This is a genomic window from Alloalcanivorax venustensis ISO4, from assembly GCF_015356855.1.
Lineage (GTDB): Bacteria > Pseudomonadota > Gammaproteobacteria > Pseudomonadales > Alcanivoracaceae > Alloalcanivorax > Alloalcanivorax venustensis.
In genome coordinates this window covers 1-16609 of the sequence record NZ_ARXR01000051.1, presented here as the reverse complement: position 1 = coordinate 16609, position 16609 = coordinate 1, and the positions used below count along the sequence as shown (strand labels likewise).

Genomic DNA, 16609 nt, shown 5'->3' with positions numbered 1-16609 from the left:
CCCGCTAAAGCGCGATGAACCTTTTTTATGGGCGCGGCGGGGTTGTGGACGCCCCCTTTTGGCTCCACATCTTTTATACTGCCGCCCACACTCATTACACACTGCCGATTATGAAACTGCTGCTGATTCTGGGCGCGCTCAACGGCGCCCTGGCCGTGCTGCTCGGCGCGTTCGGCGCCCACGGGCTGAAGGCCCGGGTGGACGGCCCGATGCTGGAAATCTGGGGCACCGCCAGCCAGTACCACTTCTACCATGCGCTGGCGTTGCTGCTCACCGGGCTGCTGGCCAAGCAGTTCGGCGCGTCCGGGCTGGTCGCCGCCGGCTGGATTCTGTTCGCCGGCATGCTGGTGTTCAGCGGCAGTCTTTACGTGCTGGTGCTGAGCGGCCAGAAATGGCTCGGCGCGGTGACCCCGCTGGGCGGCCTGGCACTGATCATCGGCTGGCTGTGGCTGACCTGGTCCCTGGTGAAAGCGCTATGAATCTGACCGTTAACGGCGCCCCCCACACCTTCAACGGCACCACGGTGACCGATCTGGTGGCGGAGCTGAACCTCACCGGCCGGCGGCTCGCCGTGGAGGTGAACCGGGAGATCGTGCCGAAGAGCGAACACGACACCCATACCCTGCGAGAGGGCGACACCGTTGAAGTCGTCCATGCGATCGGAGGGGGGTAAATCGCGACCGAAGCAAGCTTCGCAGCGCGATTTACGACCGGACACGGCTCATCAGAATGCAGAACCTCCCAACACGGAATCGACCATGAGCGAAGATCTACTCACCATCGCCGGCAAGACCTACGCCTCCCGGCTGCTGATCGGCACCGGCAAGTACAAGGATTTCGAGGAAACCCGTGACGCCATCGAGGCCAGCGGCGCGGAGATCGTCACCGTGGCCCTGCGGCGGACCAATCTGGGCCAGAATCCGGACGAACCCAACCTGCTGGATTTCGTCAGCCCGGAGCGCTACACCATTCTGCCCAACACCGCCGGCTGCTTTAACGCCGAGGACGCGGTGCGCACCTGCAAGCTGGCCCGCGAGCTGCTCGACGGCCACAGCCTGGTGAAGCTGGAGGTGCTGGGCGACCAGAAGACCCTCTACCCGAACATCGCCGGTACCGTGAAGGCGGCCCGGGAGCTGGTGGACGACGGCTTCCAGGTGATGGTCTACACCAACGATGACCCGATCGTCGCCAAGGAGCTGGAAGACATGGGCTGCGTGGCGGTGATGCCGCTGGGCTCGCTGATCGGCTCCGGGCTGGGCATTCTCAACCCGCACAGCCTGCTGCTGATCATGGAACAGGCCAAGGTGCCGATCATCGTCGACGCCGGCGTGGGCACGCCCAGCGACGCCACCCTGGCCATGGAGCTGGGCTGCGACGGCGTGCTGCTGAATTCCGCCGTGGCCCACGCCAACAAGCCGGTGCTGATGGCCGGCGCCATGAAAAAAGCCATTGAAGCGGGCCGCGAAGGCTTCCTGGCCGGACGCATGCCCAAGCGGGTGTACGCCAACCCCTCGTCGCCCGGCGAAGGGCTCATTTAGCGCGCTCCGTGGGAGCGGGCCTGCCCGCGAAAGGGTGGCGTCAGCCACCCGGCGGGATACCAGAGACGTTGTTTCGGACCCTAATAGCCATGCTCGATTTTCTACACCAGGACAAAGACCCGGAAACCGGCAAGGTGATGCGCCGGGTACGCAGCTTCGTGCTGCGCGAAGGCCGGCTCACCCATGGCCAGCGCAAGGCGCTGGACACACTGTGGCCCCGCTATGGCCTGGAACGGGCCCAGGGCGTGCTGGATGCGCGGGCGGAGTTCGGCCGCGACGCGCCCCGGGTGCTGGAAATCGGCTACGGCATGGGCCAGTCCTTGGCCGGGATGGCGGAAGCGGAACCGGACAAGGACTTTATCGGCATCGAGGTGCACCGGCCCGGTGTCGGCGCCCTGCTGCTGGAAATCCAGGAGCGCGGCCTGAGCAACCTGCGCACCTACTGCGACGACGCCGTGGACATCCTCAAGCTGTGCATCCCTGACGGCTCCCTGGACCGGTTGCAGCTCTATTTCCCCGACCCCTGGCACAAGAAAAAGCACCACAAACGGCGCATCGTGCAGCCGGACTGGGTGGCGCTGGTGAACACCAAGCTGCGCCCCGGTGGCGTGCTGCATATGGCGACGGACTGGCAGGATTACGCCGAGCACATGATGGCGGTGATGAACGACTCAGCCGGCTTCGTGAATACGGCGGGCGAGGGCGGTTTCGCGGAGCGCCCGGGCTGGCGCCCGGAGACTAAATTCGAACGCCGTGGCGCCGGTCTGGGCCACGGCGTCTGGGACTTACTGTTCGAAAAATCGTTATAAAAGGTAAATCTTCACGCCGGTTTGATAGCCGGGCCCGGCCGTTTTGCGACAGGCTAAGCGGGACTTGGAACGTCACCCGTTTCCACAAGGATCAGGAGAACCCGTGCCCGCGAACGAACCGGCCCTGGGGCTGACAGACATTCTCGTTAAGCTGGCGGACGAGCCGGACGGCAGCGAGCTGTCGCTGGTATCGGTGGTGGAGACCATGCAGGGGCGGGGCTTCGGGCCCTTGCTGCTGGCGCCGACGCTGATGGTGCTGCTGCCCACCGGCGCCATCCCCGGGGTGCCCACGCTGAGCGCGCTGCTGATCATGCTGGTGGCCGGCCAGCTGGTGTTCGGCAAACGCGCGCCCTGGGTGCCCGGGCGGCTGCGCCAGATGTCGTTCGAGCGGGCCAGGTTCCGCGCGGCGGTGGAGAAGGTGCGGCCCTGGACGGAGCGCATCGACCGGCTGCTCAAGCCCCGGCTGCGGGCCCTCACGGTGTGGCCGTTCAACCGCCTGGGCGCGGCGCTGTGCCTGGTGTTGGCGGCGGCGATGATACCGCTGGAACTGGTGCCCTTCGCGGCGGCGGTGCCGGCGCTGATCATCGCCTTCTATGCCCTGGCGCTGGCCGCCCATGACGGCGCTCTGGCGCTGTTCAGCCTGGCCGGCGTGGTGGCCGCGGGCGCGGCGGCGGTGTACTTCTGGCCGCTGTTCTGAGCGCCGTGAAACCGCCGCCCGCGACTACTCCACTTCCTTAAGCTTCCAGGACCAAAACGTCCCCAGAACGCCCATGGCGCCCAACAGCAACAGCGCCCACTGCGCCCCCAGCAGGGACACCGCCGCGCTGACACCGCCCAGCACCAGTAGCAGCACGCCTATCACGGTGTTGCTGACGGCGGTGTAGTCGGTGCGCTTGGTGCCGCCGGCCATGTCCACCAGATAGGTCTTGCGGCCGATGCGGACGCCGGAATGGGCGATGCTGAGCACGAAGAACGCCACCGGATAGAACCAGGTGAGCCCGTTCCAGGCGGGGTCGGCCAGGGCCACCGCCGCCACGCCCAGACACACCAGCGCCGCCAGGGCGCCGCCGCGGATCATCACCTGGCGGCTGGAGGCGTCCGCCATATAGCCCCAGACGCTGGCGCTGACCGTGCTGGCCAGGCTGGACGCCACCAGGAAGCCGCCCAGCAGGGTGGCGCCGTCGGCCCGGTTCTGGGCCAGCACCACCAGAAACGGCGACCCCAGGGCGGACGCCATCAGCAACGCCCGGGCGATCACGAAGTCGCGGAAGGGTGCGTCACTGACCAGCAGACCCAGGCTCTCGAACGCCTGGCGCAGGGCGTGGCCGCCGCCGGCGGTCTCGCCTTGGAACTCGTCCACCTTGGCGAACACCGTGGCCGCCAGCCACCAGGCGAGGCCGGCGGCGAGCAGCAGCACCGTGTAGAACAGCATGCCCGGCTCGCTGTCACCGCCGAACAGGGACACCCCCACCGCCAGCGTCGCCGCGCCGGACAGGGTGGACGCCAGCCCGGTGAGGCGGCCCCGGCGGGCCTTGGGGATGCACTTGCCCTGCACGTCCTTCATCGCCACCGAGCAAAAGCCGCGCCCCAGGCTGAACACCACCAGCAGGCCGACGATGGCGAGCCCGGCGACCAGGCCCTGCAGCCACCAGACCGCCGCCGCCATGGCCAGCACACAGGCCCCCTGCAGCACCGAGCCGAACACCCAGAAGCCCTTGCGCACCGGGTGGCGGCGCATCCAGGCCCCGATCGCCAGCTGCGGGATCAGCGAGCCGGATTCGCGGATCGGCACCAGCAGGCCGGCCAGCGCCCCGGGCGCCCCCACCGCGCCGATCAGCCAGGCGAGCACGGTCTTGGGGTTGATCAGCAGGTCGCCGATCTTGGTCAGCACATTGGCGAGAATGATCTTGAAGAAATTACCGGGCACTTCCCGGCAGGCTTCTTCGCTGATGTCGCGGCAGGTGCGCGCGTCTTCTTCATTGGCGACCAGCGCGTACAGCCGGTCCAGTGGTTCACGACGACTCATCGTCTCCCTTCCCTCTTTCTCTACCCCTTGTTTACGCTCCCCCGGGCACCATGTGTTTTCCAAAGGATAAGTGATCCGGCGATAAGGAGCGCATCACCATGTTTAGAGTGTATTACCTCGTAAACAGCATGGATCAGGTGAAAACAGCCCTGAAAAACATCGAACAGTCGGAAATCGGCACTAATCGGGTGCACGTCATGGCCCGCGACAACGGCGAACTGAGCCGCGAGGGTATCCATGCGACCACGCCATGGGAAGACACCAACATCATGACCACCGGCTTCTACGGGGCCGTGGTGGGCGCGGTGATCGGCCTGCTGGTGGGCTGGGCACTGAGCGGTATCGATCCCTGGGGGCTGGAAATCGGCTTCTGGGGCGTGATGGTGAGCGTGTTGTTCTTCGGTTCACACGGGGCCTGGGCCGGAGGTATCCGTGGGATCTCCCACGCCAATTACCATCTCAAGCCGTATCTGGACGACATTCGAAAGGGGCATTATCTGATTATCGTCGATGTGGACCGGGAGGAGCAGCGCAAAAAAGTGCACCGCCTGCTGGACCACAGCTTGGACGCGGAACGCCAGGGCGACGAAAGCGCGTTCAGCCCGCTGCTGTAGGCCAGGGAAGGAACGGAGCCGCCCGGGGGCGGCCCGCCACGCCTCAGGCGTGCTGCTTCTGGTGGCGGCCTTCCGCCAGTTCTTCCATCAAGCGTTTGCAGAAGGCGTCCAGGTCCTTGGGCGTGCGGCTGGTGACCAGACCGTTGTCGACCACCGCTTCCTGGTCTTCCCAGGTGGCACCGGCGTTGCGCAGGTCCTGGGCCACCGAGGGCACGGACGTCAGGGTGCGACCCTCCACCACGCCGGCGTTGATCAGAATCCAGGGCGCATGGCAGATCGCCGCCACCGGTTTGCCGGCCTTGAAGAAGGCGCGCACGAAGTCCAGCGCCTGTTCATTGAGGCGCAGCTCATCCGGGTTGAACAGGCCCCCGGGCAGTACCAGGGCGTGGTAGTCCTCGGGCTGGGCCTGGTCCAGGGCCTTGTCCACCTCATAGGTGTCGCCCCAGTCCGTTTCCGCCCAGGCGCGAATGCCGTCCTTGCTGGGCGCTATCACGTGCACCTCGACGCCGTAGCTGCGCAGGGTGGATTGCGGAACCGCCAGTTCGGATTCCTCGAAGCCGTCGGTGGCGAGGATCGCCACCCGTTTGCCGTCCAGTTGCTTGCTCATGATGCTCTCCTTTGACCGCTCTCGGTTTGAAACGAGCCGGCCCCATGCTAAAGCGTGCGCGCCGGCGCGCCTGCCCGGCGCCGATAAAAAACTGCAAAAGCTGGCCGCTCGCTCGCGTTGCACGGCCAGGGGGCGGTCGATAGACTTTGCCCCACCTTTGGATGGTTGCCCGAAATGCCCGAAACGATTCCCCAGGACTCCGTAGGCCTGGTACAACCGCAAACCCTGCACGTGGACCAGCCCCTGGAGCTGGAGTGCGGACGGGTGCTGCCGTCTTACGATCTGGTCTACGAGACCTACGGCACCCTCAACGCGGACGCCTCCAACGCGGTGCTGATCTGCCATGCGCTGTCCGGCCACCACCACGCCGCCGGCTATCACAGCGCCGATGACCCGCGTCCGGGCTGGTGGGACAGCTGCATCGGGCCGGGCAAGCCGATCGATACCAACCGCTTCTTCGTGGTCTGCCCCAACAACCTGGGCGGCTGCCACGGCTCCAGCGGGCCCGGCTCCCAGAACCCGGAAACCGGCCAGCTTTGGGGGCCGGACTTCCCGATGATGACGGTCAAGGACTGGGTGAAAAGCCAGGCCCAGCTGGCGGACGCCCTGGGCATCCAGCGCTGGGCGGCGGTGGTGGGCGGCAGCCTGGGCGGCATGCAGGCCCTGCAGTGGTCGATGGATTTCCCCGACCGGCTGGCCAACGCGGTGGTGATCGCGGCGGCGCCTAAGCTGTCGGCGCAGAATATCGCGTTCAACGAGGTGGCCCGGCAATCGATCCTCACCGACCCGAATTTCCACGGCGGACGTTACTATCTGCACGACACCTACCCGCGCCAGGGGCTGATCCTGGCGCGCATGGTCGGGCATATCACCTATCTCAGCGACGACGCCATGCGCATGAAGTTCGGCCGTGACCTGCGCTCCGGGCGGTTTCATTTCGGCTTCGACGTGGAATTCCAGGTGGAGTCCTACCTGCGCCACCAGGGCGAGACCTTTTCGCGCAATTTCGACGCCAACACCTACCTGCTGATGACCAAGGCGCTGGATTACTTCGACCCGGCGCGGGAGTGCGACGGCACCCTGGAGGACGCCCTCGCCGACACCCGTTGCAACTTCCTGGTGATGTCGTTCAACTCCGACTGGCGCTTCTCGCCGGAACGCAGCCGGGAAATCGTCAACGCCCTGGTGCAGGTGGGCCGCAATGTGAGCTACGCGGAGATCGACACGCCCAAGGGCCACGACGCCTTCCTGCTGCCGATTCCGGAGTACCGCAAACTGTTCGGCGCCTATATGGGCCGTGTCGCGGAGGCCACTTCCAATGCGTGATGATCTGGCCTTGATCAGCCGCTGGATTCCCAAGGGCGCGCGGGTGCTCGACCTGGGCTGCGGCGACGGCGATCTGCTCGCCCATTTGCAGGACGACAGGCAGGTGAACGGCTACGGCCTGGAGATCGACCAGGACAACATCGCCGCCTGCTTCGCCAAGGGCGTCAATGTGATTGAACAGGACCTGGACAAGGGCCTGGGCAACTTCCAGAGCGACCGCTTCGACTATGTGGTGATGACCCAGGCGCTGCAGGCGGTACTGCGCCCGGACAGCATTCTCGACGAGATGTTGCGGGTGGGCCGCGAAGCGATCATCACCTTCCCCAACTTCGGGCACTGGCGGGTGCGCTCCTATCTGGGCTTCAAGGGCCGCATGCCGGTGTCCTCGGCGCTGCCCTACGAGTGGTACGACACGCCCAACATTCACCTGTGCACGGTGAAGGATTTCGAAGCCCATTGCCGTGAGCGGAACATCCGCATCATCGAGCGGCAGGTGGTCAATCGCCATCACCGCAGCGGCCGGCTGACCCGGGCTTGGCCCAACCTGTTCGGGGAAATCGCCATTTACCGGGTGACGCTCTAATCACTCTCTCGGATCACCAGGATCTCGACCATGGATACTCTCGTACTCGCCTCCGGCAACCAGAAAAAGCTGGATGAGATGCGCGCCATTCTGGAACCGCTGGCGCTGAAGGTGGTGCCGCAAAGCGACTTCCAGGTGCCGGAAGCGGAAGAAACCGGCCTGACGTTCGTTGAAAACGCCATTCTCAAGGCGCGCAACGCGGCGGCGCACACCGGCCTGCCGGCGATCGCCGACGATTCCGGCCTGGAAGTGGACGCGCTGAACGGCGCGCCGGGCATCTATTCGGCGCGTTTCTCCGGCGCCGACGCCAGCGACGCCAAGAACAACGCGCTGCTGATCGATATGCTCGGCGATCTGCCGGACGCGCCCCGCACCGCCCGCTATCAGGCGGTGCTGGTATTGATGCGCCACCCGGACGACCCCACGCCGCTGATCTGCCAGGGCACCTGGGAAGGCGAGATTCTGCTCGCCCCGCGCGGCAACGGCGGCTTCGGCTATGACCCGCATTTTCTGATTCCGGAGCTGGGCGTGACCGCGGCGGAAATGGAGCCGGCGGAGAAAAACCGCATCAGCCACCGCGGCCGTGCGTTGAAGGCCTTGATGGACGCCCTGCGAGAACGCTCTGAGTAATTCCATGCTCACCGCCCCGCCACTGACGCTCTACGTGCACGTGCCCTGGTGCGTGCGCAAATGCCCCTACTGCGACTTCAACTCCCATGAGCGCCAGTCGGAGCTGCCGGAGCGCGCCTACCTGGACGCCCTGCTCGCCGACCTGGACCAGGACCTGCACTGGGTGCGCGGCCGCCCCCTGGAGGCGATCTTCATCGGCGGCGGCACGCCCAGCCTGATGAGCGCGGACTTCTACGCCGCCCTGTTCGAGGGGCTGCGGCAACGGCTGAGCTTCAGCGACGGCATCGAAATCACTCTGGAAGCCAACCCCGGCACCCTGGAAACCGGCCGCTTCGCAGGCTTCCGGGCGGCGGGCATCAACCGGCTGTCGATCGGGGTGCAGAGTTTCAATGCGCGGCATCTGCAGGCGCTGGGCCGCATCCACGGGCCCGAAGAAGCCCTGCGCGCCGCCGCCGACGCCCGCGACGCCGGCTTCGACAATTTCAATCTGGACCTGATGCACGCCCTGCCGGGGCAAACGCCGGCGCAGGCGCTGGATGACCTGCGCCAGGCGATAGCGCTGGAGCCCACGCACCTGAGCTGGTACGAGCTGACCATCGAACCGAATACCGCCTTCTTCCGCGCGCCGCCGGAGCAACCCGACGGTGACAGCCGCGCCGACCTGGAAGAGCAGGGGCTGGGCTTGCTCGCCGCGCAGGGCTTCGAACGCTACGAAGTGTCGGCGTTCGCGCGGCCCGGGCGACGCTGCCGACACAACCTGAATTACTGGCGGTTCGGCGATTATCTGGCGATCGGCGCCGGCGCCCACGGCAAGGTCACCACCGACCGGGAATTACTGCGTTTTCAGAAAACACGCATGCCCGAGCATTATCTGGCCGACCCGTTGAACGCGCGGCGCGCCCTCACCGTGATTGATGAACCGCTGCTGGAAGCCTTGCTGAACGGGCTGCGTCTGGTGGAAGGCGTACCGATTACGATGTTGTCGCAACGCACCGGTCTTGAGGCCGAGACCATCAACGCGGCGCTGGCGTCCAGCCGCGCGCAGGAGCTGCTGGTGGCGGACGAACAGCGGGCCGCCTGCACAGAGCTGGGCTTTCGTCATTTGAATACGGTTCTCGAGCGTCTCGCCACGCAAGTCGGATGACGCAGCCGGACTGTCATGATCCGGCGCTTGATGCCTGTTTAATTTCTGTTCACACTTCGGGGTCGATTCAGTCCGTCGATCATCGACAAGGATGCAAACAGCGCGTTTCTGCAGAGACGTGCGCAACAAGGACCATTGCCTGACGACGGGGCCGCCGGATGAATCCCCCCTCCGCCTACGGGCAAACAACTAAAATACAGCCGCACATCAGGGGTTTAGGTCAATGAGTAAGCGCATCTTCAGCAAGCGCATGGTGATCATGCTGATCATCCTGGCTGTCGTCTTCGGCCTTATTTTTGGCTTCAAGGCGTTCATGGGCAAGATGATGAACGACTTCTTCGACAACATGCCGCAGCCCGCCGCCGCCGTTTCCACCTACGAAGCCCGCCAGGACAACTGGGCGTCGATTCTGGAAGCCGTGGGCACCGTCAACGCCGTGAACGGCGTCAACGTGACCGCGCAGGTGCCCGGCGAAGTGGAAGCGATCGAGTTCGAATCCGGTGACTCGGTGAAGAAGGGCGACGTGCTGATCCGCCTGGAAGCCGCCGCCGACCGCGCCCAGCTCAATGCGCTGGAAGCCACCGCCGGCCTGGCCCGCCAGGAGTACGACCGCTACCAGCGGCTGTTCAAGCAAGGCTCGATTTCCCGCTCCGAACTGGACAACCGCCGCGCCCAGCGCGACCAGGCGGTGGCGCAGGCGCAGGCCCAGCGCGAACAGCTGAACTATAAAACCGTGCGTGCGCCCTTCGACGGCGTGCTCGGCATTCGCCAGGTGGATCTGGGCCAGTTCCTGCAGGCCGGCACGCCGGTGGTGAGTCTGAACCAGCTGCAGCCGATTTTCGTCGACTTCGCCCTGCCCGAGCAGGAGCTGAGCCGCATCGAGAAGGGCCTGAAGGTACGCGTAACGCTGGACGCCTACACCGACCAGCAGTTCGAAGGGGAAATCTCCGCCATCGAGCCCGGTGTCAGCGAAGCGACCCGTAACGTGTCCGTGCAGGCGCGCTTCGAGAACGAAGACAACAAACTGCGCCCCGGCATGTTCGCCAGTGTCGACATTCAGCTGCCGCAATCCGAGGACGTGGTGGTGATTCCGCGCACCGCGATCAGCTACGCCCCCTACGGCAACGCGGTGTTCGTGGTGAAGGACGCGCCGCAAAAAGGCGAGACCGGCGAGAACGAAGAGAGCGACGCCGACAGCGAGAAAAAAGCCGAAGGCGCCGACAAGATCGTCAAGAAGCGGTTCGTGAAACTGGGCCGCCGGCGCGGCGATCTGGTGGCGGTGATCGACGGGCTCAAGCCCGGCGAAGTGGTCGCCACCAGCGGGCTGCTGAAACTGCGTAACGACGCCGCCGTGACCATCGAGAACGATGTGCAGCCCTCCGCGGATGCGACGCCGACACCCGGCAACAGCTGAGGATCGCCATGAAATTCACGGACATCTTCATCAGCAAGCCGGTGCTGGCCTCGGTGGTCAGCCTGTTTATCTTTCTGCTCGGGTTGCGCGCCGCCACGGAACTGAACGTGCGTCAGTATCCGGAACTGGAAAACGCCGTAGTCACCGTGACCACGGTCTACACCGGTGCCGACGCGGATTTGATTCAGGGCTTTATCACCACGCCGCTGGAACAGGAAATCGCGTCCGCCGACGGCATTGATTATCTGGTCTCCACCTCGCTGCAGAGCGCTTCGTCGATCCAGGCCTACATCCGTCTGGGCGAGGACCCCAACGAGGCGCTCACGCAGATCGTGGCCAAGGTCAACAAGATGCGCAGCGAGCTGCCCGAGGAAGCGGAGGACCCCACCATCGAACTGGCGGTGGGCCAGAACATCGCCTCCATGTATCTGTCGTTTTCCTCGGAGATTCTCGACAACAACCAGATCACCGACTATCTGGTGCGCGAGGTGCAGCCCAAGCTGGCCACGGTCAACGGCGTGCAGCGCGCGCGGATTCTCGGTGACCGCACCTTCGCCATGCGTGCCTGGCTGAAGCCGGAGCGGATGGCGGCGCTGGGTATCACCCCCTCGGAAGTATACGGCGCCCTGCAGCAGAACAACGTGCTGGCCGCGGTGGGCGGTACCAAGGGCTCCAACGTGGCGCTGGACCTGAAAGCAGCCACCGACCTGAACACCACCGAGGAGTTCGAACGGCTGATCATCCGCTCCGAAGACAACGCCATCGTGCGCCTGGAAGACGTGGCGGACGTGGAGCTGGGCTCGGAGTCTTACCAGTCGTCGGTGACCTTCAACGGCAAGCAGGCCACCTTCATGGGCATCGAGGTGGCCACCGACGCCAACGCCCTGGATGTGATCGAGGAAGTACGCGGCATCCTGGAAAACGAAGTGTTCCCGCAACTACCGGAAGGCATGGCCGGGGACATTCCCTATGACGGCACCGAGTACATTCAGGATTCCATCGACGAGGTGGTGAAAACCCTGATCGAGGCGGTGCTGATCGTGATCGCGGTGATCTACCTGTTCCTGGGGTCACTGCGCTCGGTGCTGATTCCCGCCATCGCGGTGCCGCTGTCGATGGTCGGCGCGTTGTTCCTGATGTTGCTGATGGGCTTCTCCATCAACCTGCTGACGCTGCTGGCGATGGTATTGGCCATCGGCATCGTGGTGGACGACGCCATCATCGTGCTGGAGAACATCCACCGACACGTGGAAGAGGGTCTGTCGCCGTACGACGCCGCCATCAAAGGCGCCCGGGAACTGGCCTGGCCGGTGGTGGCGATGACCACCACGCTGGTGGCGGTGTACCTGCCGATCGGTTTCATGGGCGGCCTCACCGGCACCCTGTTCGTGGAGTTCGCGTTCTCGCTGGCCGGCGCCGTACTGTTGTCCGGCGTGGTGGCGCTGACGCTGTCGCCGATGATGTGCGCCAAGATTCTCAAGGAGCATGACCCGGACCGCACCGGCAACCGCTTCGAGCGCTGGGTGAACCGACGTTTCGAGAAGCTGGAGAAAAGCTATGAGCGGCGTCTGCACGGCGCGCTCAACGAGCTGCCGGTGATCTATGTGTTCGGCGCGGTGATTCTGGTGTCCTGCTACTTCCTGTTCGTGACCTCGCCCAGCGAGCTGGAGCCGGCGGAAGATCAGGGCTTCGTGCTCACCTCGTCCACCGCCGACCCCTATGTGACGCTGGATTACCTTGAGCCGTTCACCCGCGAGTTCAACGACATCGCCGACACCATGCCGTCGGTGGACAATGTGTTCCTGCTCAACGGTATCGGCGGCGGCGGCTCCACCACCGCCTCCAACACCGCGCTGGCCGGTTTCGTGCTGAAAAGCTGGAACGAGCGCGAGCAGAGCACCGCCGAGGCCAAGAACGAGCTGTCCGAGAAGATCAACAGCATCGCCGGCCTGCAGGTGGCGGCGTTCGTGCCGCCCTCGCTGCCCACCGCCGGCGGCGCGCTGCCGGTGGAATTCGTGATCGGTACCACCGAGCCCACCGAAAACCTGCAGGAGTTCGCCAACGAGGTGCTCGAGAAGGCGCGCGCCAGCAACAAGTTCATCTTCATGGACACCGACCTGAAGATCGACAAGCCGCGCTACAACATCCTGGTGGACCGGGAGAAAGCGGCCAGCCTGGGCATCACCATGCAGCAGCTCGCCCAGGAACTGGGCGCCATGCTGGCCGGCGGCTACGCCAACCGCTTCTCCCTGGAGAACCGGTCCTACAAGGTGATCCCGCAGGTGGAGCGGGGCAGCCGCCTGACACCGGAGCAGCTGAAGCAGTACTACGTGCGCACCGGCCAGGGCGACCTGGTGCCGCTGGCCACCGTGATCAGCCTGGAAGAGACCGTGCAGCCCCAGCAGCTGAAGCGCTTTCAGCAGCTCAACGCGGTGACCATCTCCGGCGTACAGCGCCCCGGGGTGACACTGGGCGAAGCACTGGGTGTGCTGGAAAACGCCGCCGACGAGGTGCTGCCTTCCGGCTATTCCGTGGATTACTCGGGCCAGTCCCGTCAGTTCATGAAGGAGGGCAGCGATCTGATCGTCACCTTCTTCTTCGCGCTGATCGTGATCTATCTGGTGCTGGCCGCCCAGTTCGAATCCTGGCGTGACCCGATCATCATGCTGATCACCGTCCCCATGTCAGTGTGCGGCGCGATGATCTTCGTCAGCCTGGGCCTGACCACCCTGAACATCTACACCCAGGTGGGCCTGGTGACGCTGATCGGGGTGATATCGAAACACGGTATTCTGATCGTGGAGTTCGCCAACAAGATGCAGCTGGAAGGCATGGGCAAGCGGCGCGCCATCGAACACGCCGCCGCGGTGCGTCTGCGCCCGGTGCTGATGACCACCGCCGCCCTGGTGCTGGCGATGGTGCCGCTGCTGATCGCCGCCGGCCCCGGCGGCGGCGCGCGCTTCGCCATCGGCCTGGTGGTGGCCGCGGGCATGACCATCGGCACCCTGTTCACGCTGTTCGTGGTGCCGGCGATGTACATGCTGCTGGGCCGCGACGAAGGCCACGAAGAAGCCGAGTACACGACCTAAAACGGCACTGCGGGGCGGGCCCTCTGGGAGCGAATCTTGTGGGAGCGGGCCCCGCCCGCGAAAGGCCGGCAAAGCCGGCCGGCAGGATCCCAGAGAGCTCAAAAAGCGGCATCAACAAGGTCTCTGGTATTCCGCCGGGTGGCTAAAGCACCTTTTCGCGGGCGGGGGCCCGCTCCTACCAGGGTCTGTTCCCACAAAAGCACCACCCACAAAAAAGCCCGCCGTGGATGCCACGGCGGGCTTTTTATTATTGATGTATCGGGCCTTAAAGCGACCCGGCGTCATCCTTCTCAGGGTTCAACTAAGATCACTTTGCTCTGCGAAGAACCGTCGCCACCGGATGTAGCAGTAATCACGATCGGTTCGTAAACCGCTGGTGGATTTTCCGAATCGGCTAAGCCATAGGAAAAACTGCACATCACGGGTTCCAGGGTATTGGGCACCGTGCAGCTATCGGCCCCAAACGTCTTGAAATCTGCGCCAGGATTAAAGTCAATGGTAGTCCCGACAATCGGAGCATTCCCGTTTCTGTCCATGACGACTATATAGATTGTCCTCAGCTCTGGTGTGACGGTATCCACAGCGGCCCCGCCTATTAACTGCGCGTCACCCCATTCCTGTGGGGCGCCCCCGTCAGTACTAACCCACCTCAAAGCGTCCAATCCGCTTTCGGAAGAATAAGCGTATATTTTCATCGTGTCGGTGGAAAGTGCGATTCGGCTCGAGGCGCGCACATTGGCCAACTGCCCACAGTGGCCCGCTGTATCCGCATCGGGAGCACAGCCCAGCCCCCGGAAAAAGGCCTGTGAGGTATCGTGCTCACCGTTGGAATTGTAGTCCATGAAGTCTTCGGCGTATGCGCCCGTGCCTTCATAAAGCCCCGTTTCGTTATCGTCACGAAAAGCTTCGGGCAGGGCCACCCACTGCTCACCCTGATCAAATATATTGTTGCCGTTTAAATCGTCAAAAGACTCTTCGCCAACTGCCCAGGCTGTAATAGTGGTACGACCGAAACGGTCGTGTTCGGTACAAGCTGCCCCGCCAGTCAAACCTTGCCGGCTGCGCGCACTAGAACCCTCGGAGAAGCAGGAACGAGAGGTTCGATCAGGGTCATAGTTAATCGGTTGCTCGCCTGTGCTGGTCCACGTAACGGAACAGGTACCATCCTGAATCTCACAACTGCCCTCGATATCACCAAGCTCGGTGGTGAAGTTGATTCTGGTCCCATCGGGAGCCCAATTCCCAAAGCGGTCAGCGGCGCGAACCGTCACCTCCACTTGCTCACCGAGGTGATTGCCCGCAGGGGGATTAAGGGTTTCTACCGCAATGGAGAAACGATCCTGAGTAACCACGCCGGACTGAATCGATACCGAGCCGGTCGCGCTTATGTCCGGATTGTCACGCAATTGCGCACGGACGCTTCCCACAAACGGTATCGTCCCACTTTCCACAGTAACGCTGGCCACACCCTCCGAATTGGTACTCGTGGAGAAATCGGAGCTGATGTCAAAGCCGCCAGAATTTGCCACCACAGTGAAGTCCACAACCTGGCCTGCCGCGACCGGTTCACCGTTGCTGTTCCTGACCATGAAAGTGAGCGTTGAAGTTTCCGGGGCCCCTGCTTGGCCCGCGCCTTTTAAACCGATCACTTTTGGCTTGGCTTCCAGGAATTCAATGGAGTTAGCCGGCGATTGAATAATGGTCAAAGAGTCGGATATCGCCGTCTTTATCTCACCGTCGATAGTGACGGAAGCCGTGAGAACGTCGCTTTCACACCCATTCTCCGGCTGATAGCTCACCACTGCAGACCCACCAATGGCGGTGGTCGACGCCGGGTCAAAGGAGGCCTTCCCGGAACTCGCGCAGCCCGATGAGAAGTTAACCGTGGCGAAACCCGACCAGGGATCATTATCCGGCGCTTCCACCAGCGCCGCGGTGATAGACATACTGGATCCGACGCCAAGCTGTGCGCTACCCAGGGCAAGAACGCCATCCTGGAACGCGCCACCCGTTCCGGAGCCGATTCTCACATCGGCACCCTGCTCGCCCCCAGAGTCGTCTTGGCCGCCACCGAGCGTACGGAACCCCATTTGGCGACTGGTGACGCCCTCGTCCGTCTCGACCTCAGCGGTCAGTATACCGGCGCCTTCTTCCTCGCCTGCTTCGAGAGTGATCTCCGCAACCCCCTGAGCATCGGTAAGCGCGGTGCCTGAAGCCGGAGAAAGAACACCGAGAGAAGCAGTAAAAGTCACCACCCGGTTCGATACCGGACTACCGTTCGCCAGGACCGTGGCTCTGGCTCGTCCAGACCTATTCGCGGTGATCGGGGTTTCCGTGGTGCCTACCGTCTCACCAGCGGCGTCGGTCAAACCGAGCGATAAGCTAATTCCGGCGTCGTTGGGGTCATCTTCGTCATCGTCGTTGCCACCGGATGTTACCGTGGTGGTGAACGATAAGGATGCGCCGCCGGCGCCATCGCTGTCCGAAAAGGAGGCCCGCAGAGTGCCGCTTCCAGCGGAGGCGGCGAGCACTAAAGCCGTGGCTTCGCCATTGGCGTCCGTAGTGATTCGGTCCGTCGAGAGCGTGGCTTTACTGCCGGCATCCAGGCGAATCAGTTGGCCCGCTACGGGAGCGCCGTCGGGATCCACGAGTGTCGCGGTCAGCGTGGACGGAGACTGGTCAGACACGGTCGATGGCGCGATACTCAACGTCAAAGAGTTCGGAGACAATCTTTCTCTTTCAATAAGGTCGTCGCCACCGCTGCTACCACCACCACATGCAGCCACAAGAAGCGCCGCGAAAACCCTATGCGTCAACGTAGTTGTCACC

At 63.9% G+C, this 16609-nt stretch carries 15 protein-coding genes; 12 read left to right on the top strand and 3 right to left on the bottom strand.

What is annotated here, in order from left to right; translation table 11 throughout:
- The first annotated feature begins 110 nt into the window (after nt 1–110).
- The 5 genes from ISO4_RS15990 (at nt 111) to ISO4_RS15970 (ending at nt 3044) form a co-directional block, all read left to right on the top strand.
- Nucleotides 111–479: a DUF423 domain-containing protein gene (locus ISO4_RS15990; protein ID WP_194856873.1), complete on the top strand. Its 369-nt coding sequence runs from the start codon at nt 111–113 to the stop codon at nt 477–479.
- Complete coding sequence (gene thiS / locus ISO4_RS15985; protein ID WP_194856872.1) at nt 476–673, top strand: sulfur carrier protein ThiS; 198 nt, start codon at nt 476–478, stop codon at nt 671–673. Before ISO4_RS15990 ends, thiS begins: the two co-directional genes overlap by 4 nt.
- A gap of 85 nt (nt 674–758) precedes the next feature.
- On the top strand, nt 759–1538 hold the full coding sequence (locus tag ISO4_RS15980) for a thiazole synthase (RefSeq protein ID WP_142947782.1): 780 nt from the start codon (nt 759–761) through the stop codon (nt 1536–1538).
- A gap of 89 nt (nt 1539–1627) precedes the next feature.
- The gene (trmB, locus tag ISO4_RS15975; protein WP_194856871.1) at nt 1628–2347 is read left to right on the top strand and encodes a tRNA (guanosine(46)-N7)-methyltransferase TrmB; all 720 of its coding nucleotides are present in this window, start codon (nt 1628–1630) and stop codon (nt 2345–2347) included.
- 103 nt (nt 2348–2450) lie between these two features.
- Nucleotides 2451–3044, top strand: a complete 594-nt coding sequence (locus ISO4_RS15970) for an exopolysaccharide biosynthesis protein (RefSeq protein ID WP_323745398.1) — start codon at nt 2451–2453, stop codon at nt 3042–3044.
- Nucleotides 3045–3068: 24 nt separating this feature from the next.
- On the opposite strand, the gene ISO4_RS15965 is transcribed toward ISO4_RS15970, so the two are convergent.
- Complete coding sequence (locus ISO4_RS15965; protein WP_194856870.1) at nt 3069–4373, bottom strand: MFS transporter; 1305 nt, start codon at nt 4371–4373, stop codon at nt 3069–3071.
- 98 nt (nt 4374–4471) lie between these two features.
- On the opposite strand from ISO4_RS15965, the gene ISO4_RS15960 reads away from it, so the two are divergent.
- Nucleotides 4472–4987: a hypothetical protein gene (locus ISO4_RS15960; RefSeq protein WP_194856869.1), complete on the top strand. Its 516-nt coding sequence runs from the start codon at nt 4472–4474 to the stop codon at nt 4985–4987.
- 43 nt (nt 4988–5030) lie between these two features.
- Here ISO4_RS15960 and ISO4_RS15955 read toward each other — a convergent pair whose 3' ends face one another.
- Nucleotides 5031–5594: a type 1 glutamine amidotransferase domain-containing protein gene (locus ISO4_RS15955; RefSeq protein ID WP_067606006.1), complete on the bottom strand. Its 564-nt coding sequence runs from the start codon at nt 5592–5594 to the stop codon at nt 5031–5033.
- A 174-nt stretch (nt 5595–5768) separates the two neighbouring features.
- On the opposite strand from ISO4_RS15955, the gene metX reads away from it, so the two are divergent.
- The 6 genes from metX (at nt 5769) to ISO4_RS15925 (ending at nt 13780) form a co-directional block, all read left to right on the top strand.
- Complete coding sequence (gene metX / locus ISO4_RS15950) at nt 5769–6920, top strand: homoserine O-succinyltransferase MetX (protein WP_142947787.1); 1152 nt, start codon at nt 5769–5771, stop codon at nt 6918–6920.
- Nucleotides 6913–7503 carry a methionine biosynthesis protein MetW gene (gene metW, locus ISO4_RS15945; protein ID WP_142947788.1) on the top strand — a complete coding sequence of 197 codons (591 nt, stop codon included), beginning with the start codon at nt 6913–6915 and terminating at the stop codon, nt 7501–7503. The genes metX and metW overlap by 8 nt, the downstream gene beginning before the upstream one ends.
- Before the next feature lie 30 nt (nt 7504–7533).
- Complete coding sequence (gene rdgB / locus ISO4_RS15940) at nt 7534–8133, top strand: RdgB/HAM1 family non-canonical purine NTP pyrophosphatase (protein ID WP_194856868.1); 600 nt, start codon at nt 7534–7536, stop codon at nt 8131–8133.
- Between the two features lie 4 nt (nt 8134–8137).
- Nucleotides 8138–9277 carry a radical SAM family heme chaperone HemW gene (gene hemW, locus ISO4_RS15935; protein WP_194856867.1) on the top strand — a complete coding sequence of 380 codons (1140 nt, stop codon included), beginning with the start codon at nt 8138–8140 and terminating at the stop codon, nt 9275–9277.
- A gap of 223 nt (nt 9278–9500) precedes the next feature.
- Entirely contained in the window at nt 9501–10691 is a 1191-nt protein-coding gene (locus ISO4_RS15930) for an efflux RND transporter periplasmic adaptor subunit (RefSeq protein WP_228548199.1), read from the top strand.
- A gap of 8 nt (nt 10692–10699) precedes the next feature.
- Complete coding sequence (locus tag ISO4_RS15925; RefSeq protein ID WP_194856866.1) at nt 10700–13780, top strand: efflux RND transporter permease subunit; 3081 nt, start codon at nt 10700–10702, stop codon at nt 13778–13780.
- 290 nt (nt 13781–14070) lie between these two features.
- Here ISO4_RS15925 and ISO4_RS15920 read toward each other — a convergent pair.
- Nucleotides 14071–16609: Ig-like domain-containing protein (locus ISO4_RS15920; RefSeq protein ID WP_228548198.1), on the bottom strand; the 2539-nt coding region annotated here is incomplete at its 5' end.

Excerpts from the sequence above, each read along its gene's own strand:
- ISO4_RS15960 (WP_194856869.1), top strand. The coding sequence starts at position 4,472 with ATGTTTAGAGTGTATTACCTCGTAAACAGCATGGATCAGGTGAAAACA.
- ISO4_RS15965 (WP_194856870.1), bottom strand. The coding sequence starts at position 4,373 with ATGAGTCGTCGTGAACCACTGGACCGGCTGTACGCGCTGGTCGCCAAT.
- thiS (WP_194856872.1), top strand. The coding sequence starts at position 476 with ATGAATCTGACCGTTAACGGCGCCCCCCACACCTTCAACGGCACCACG.
- ISO4_RS15980 (WP_142947782.1), top strand. The coding sequence starts at position 759 with ATGAGCGAAGATCTACTCACCATCGCCGGCAAGACCTACGCCTCCCGG.
- rdgB (WP_194856868.1), top strand. The coding sequence starts at position 7,534 with ATGGATACTCTCGTACTCGCCTCCGGCAACCAGAAAAAGCTGGATGAG.
- metW (WP_142947788.1), top strand. The coding sequence starts at position 6,913 with ATGCGTGATGATCTGGCCTTGATCAGCCGCTGGATTCCCAAGGGCGCG.
- ISO4_RS15990 (WP_194856873.1), top strand. The coding sequence starts at position 111 with ATGAAACTGCTGCTGATTCTGGGCGCGCTCAACGGCGCCCTGGCCGTG.
- ISO4_RS15930 (WP_228548199.1), top strand. The coding sequence starts at position 9,501 with ATGAGTAAGCGCATCTTCAGCAAGCGCATGGTGATCATGCTGATCATC.
- ISO4_RS15925 (WP_194856866.1), top strand. The coding sequence starts at position 10,700 with ATGAAATTCACGGACATCTTCATCAGCAAGCCGGTGCTGGCCTCGGTG.
- metX (WP_142947787.1), top strand. The coding sequence starts at position 5,769 with ATGCCCGAAACGATTCCCCAGGACTCCGTAGGCCTGGTACAACCGCAA.
- trmB (WP_194856871.1), top strand. The coding sequence starts at position 1,628 with ATGCTCGATTTTCTACACCAGGACAAAGACCCGGAAACCGGCAAGGTG.
- ISO4_RS15955 (WP_067606006.1), bottom strand. The coding sequence starts at position 5,594 with ATGAGCAAGCAACTGGACGGCAAACGGGTGGCGATCCTCGCCACCGAC.
- hemW (WP_194856867.1), top strand. The coding sequence starts at position 8,138 with ATGCTCACCGCCCCGCCACTGACGCTCTACGTGCACGTGCCCTGGTGC.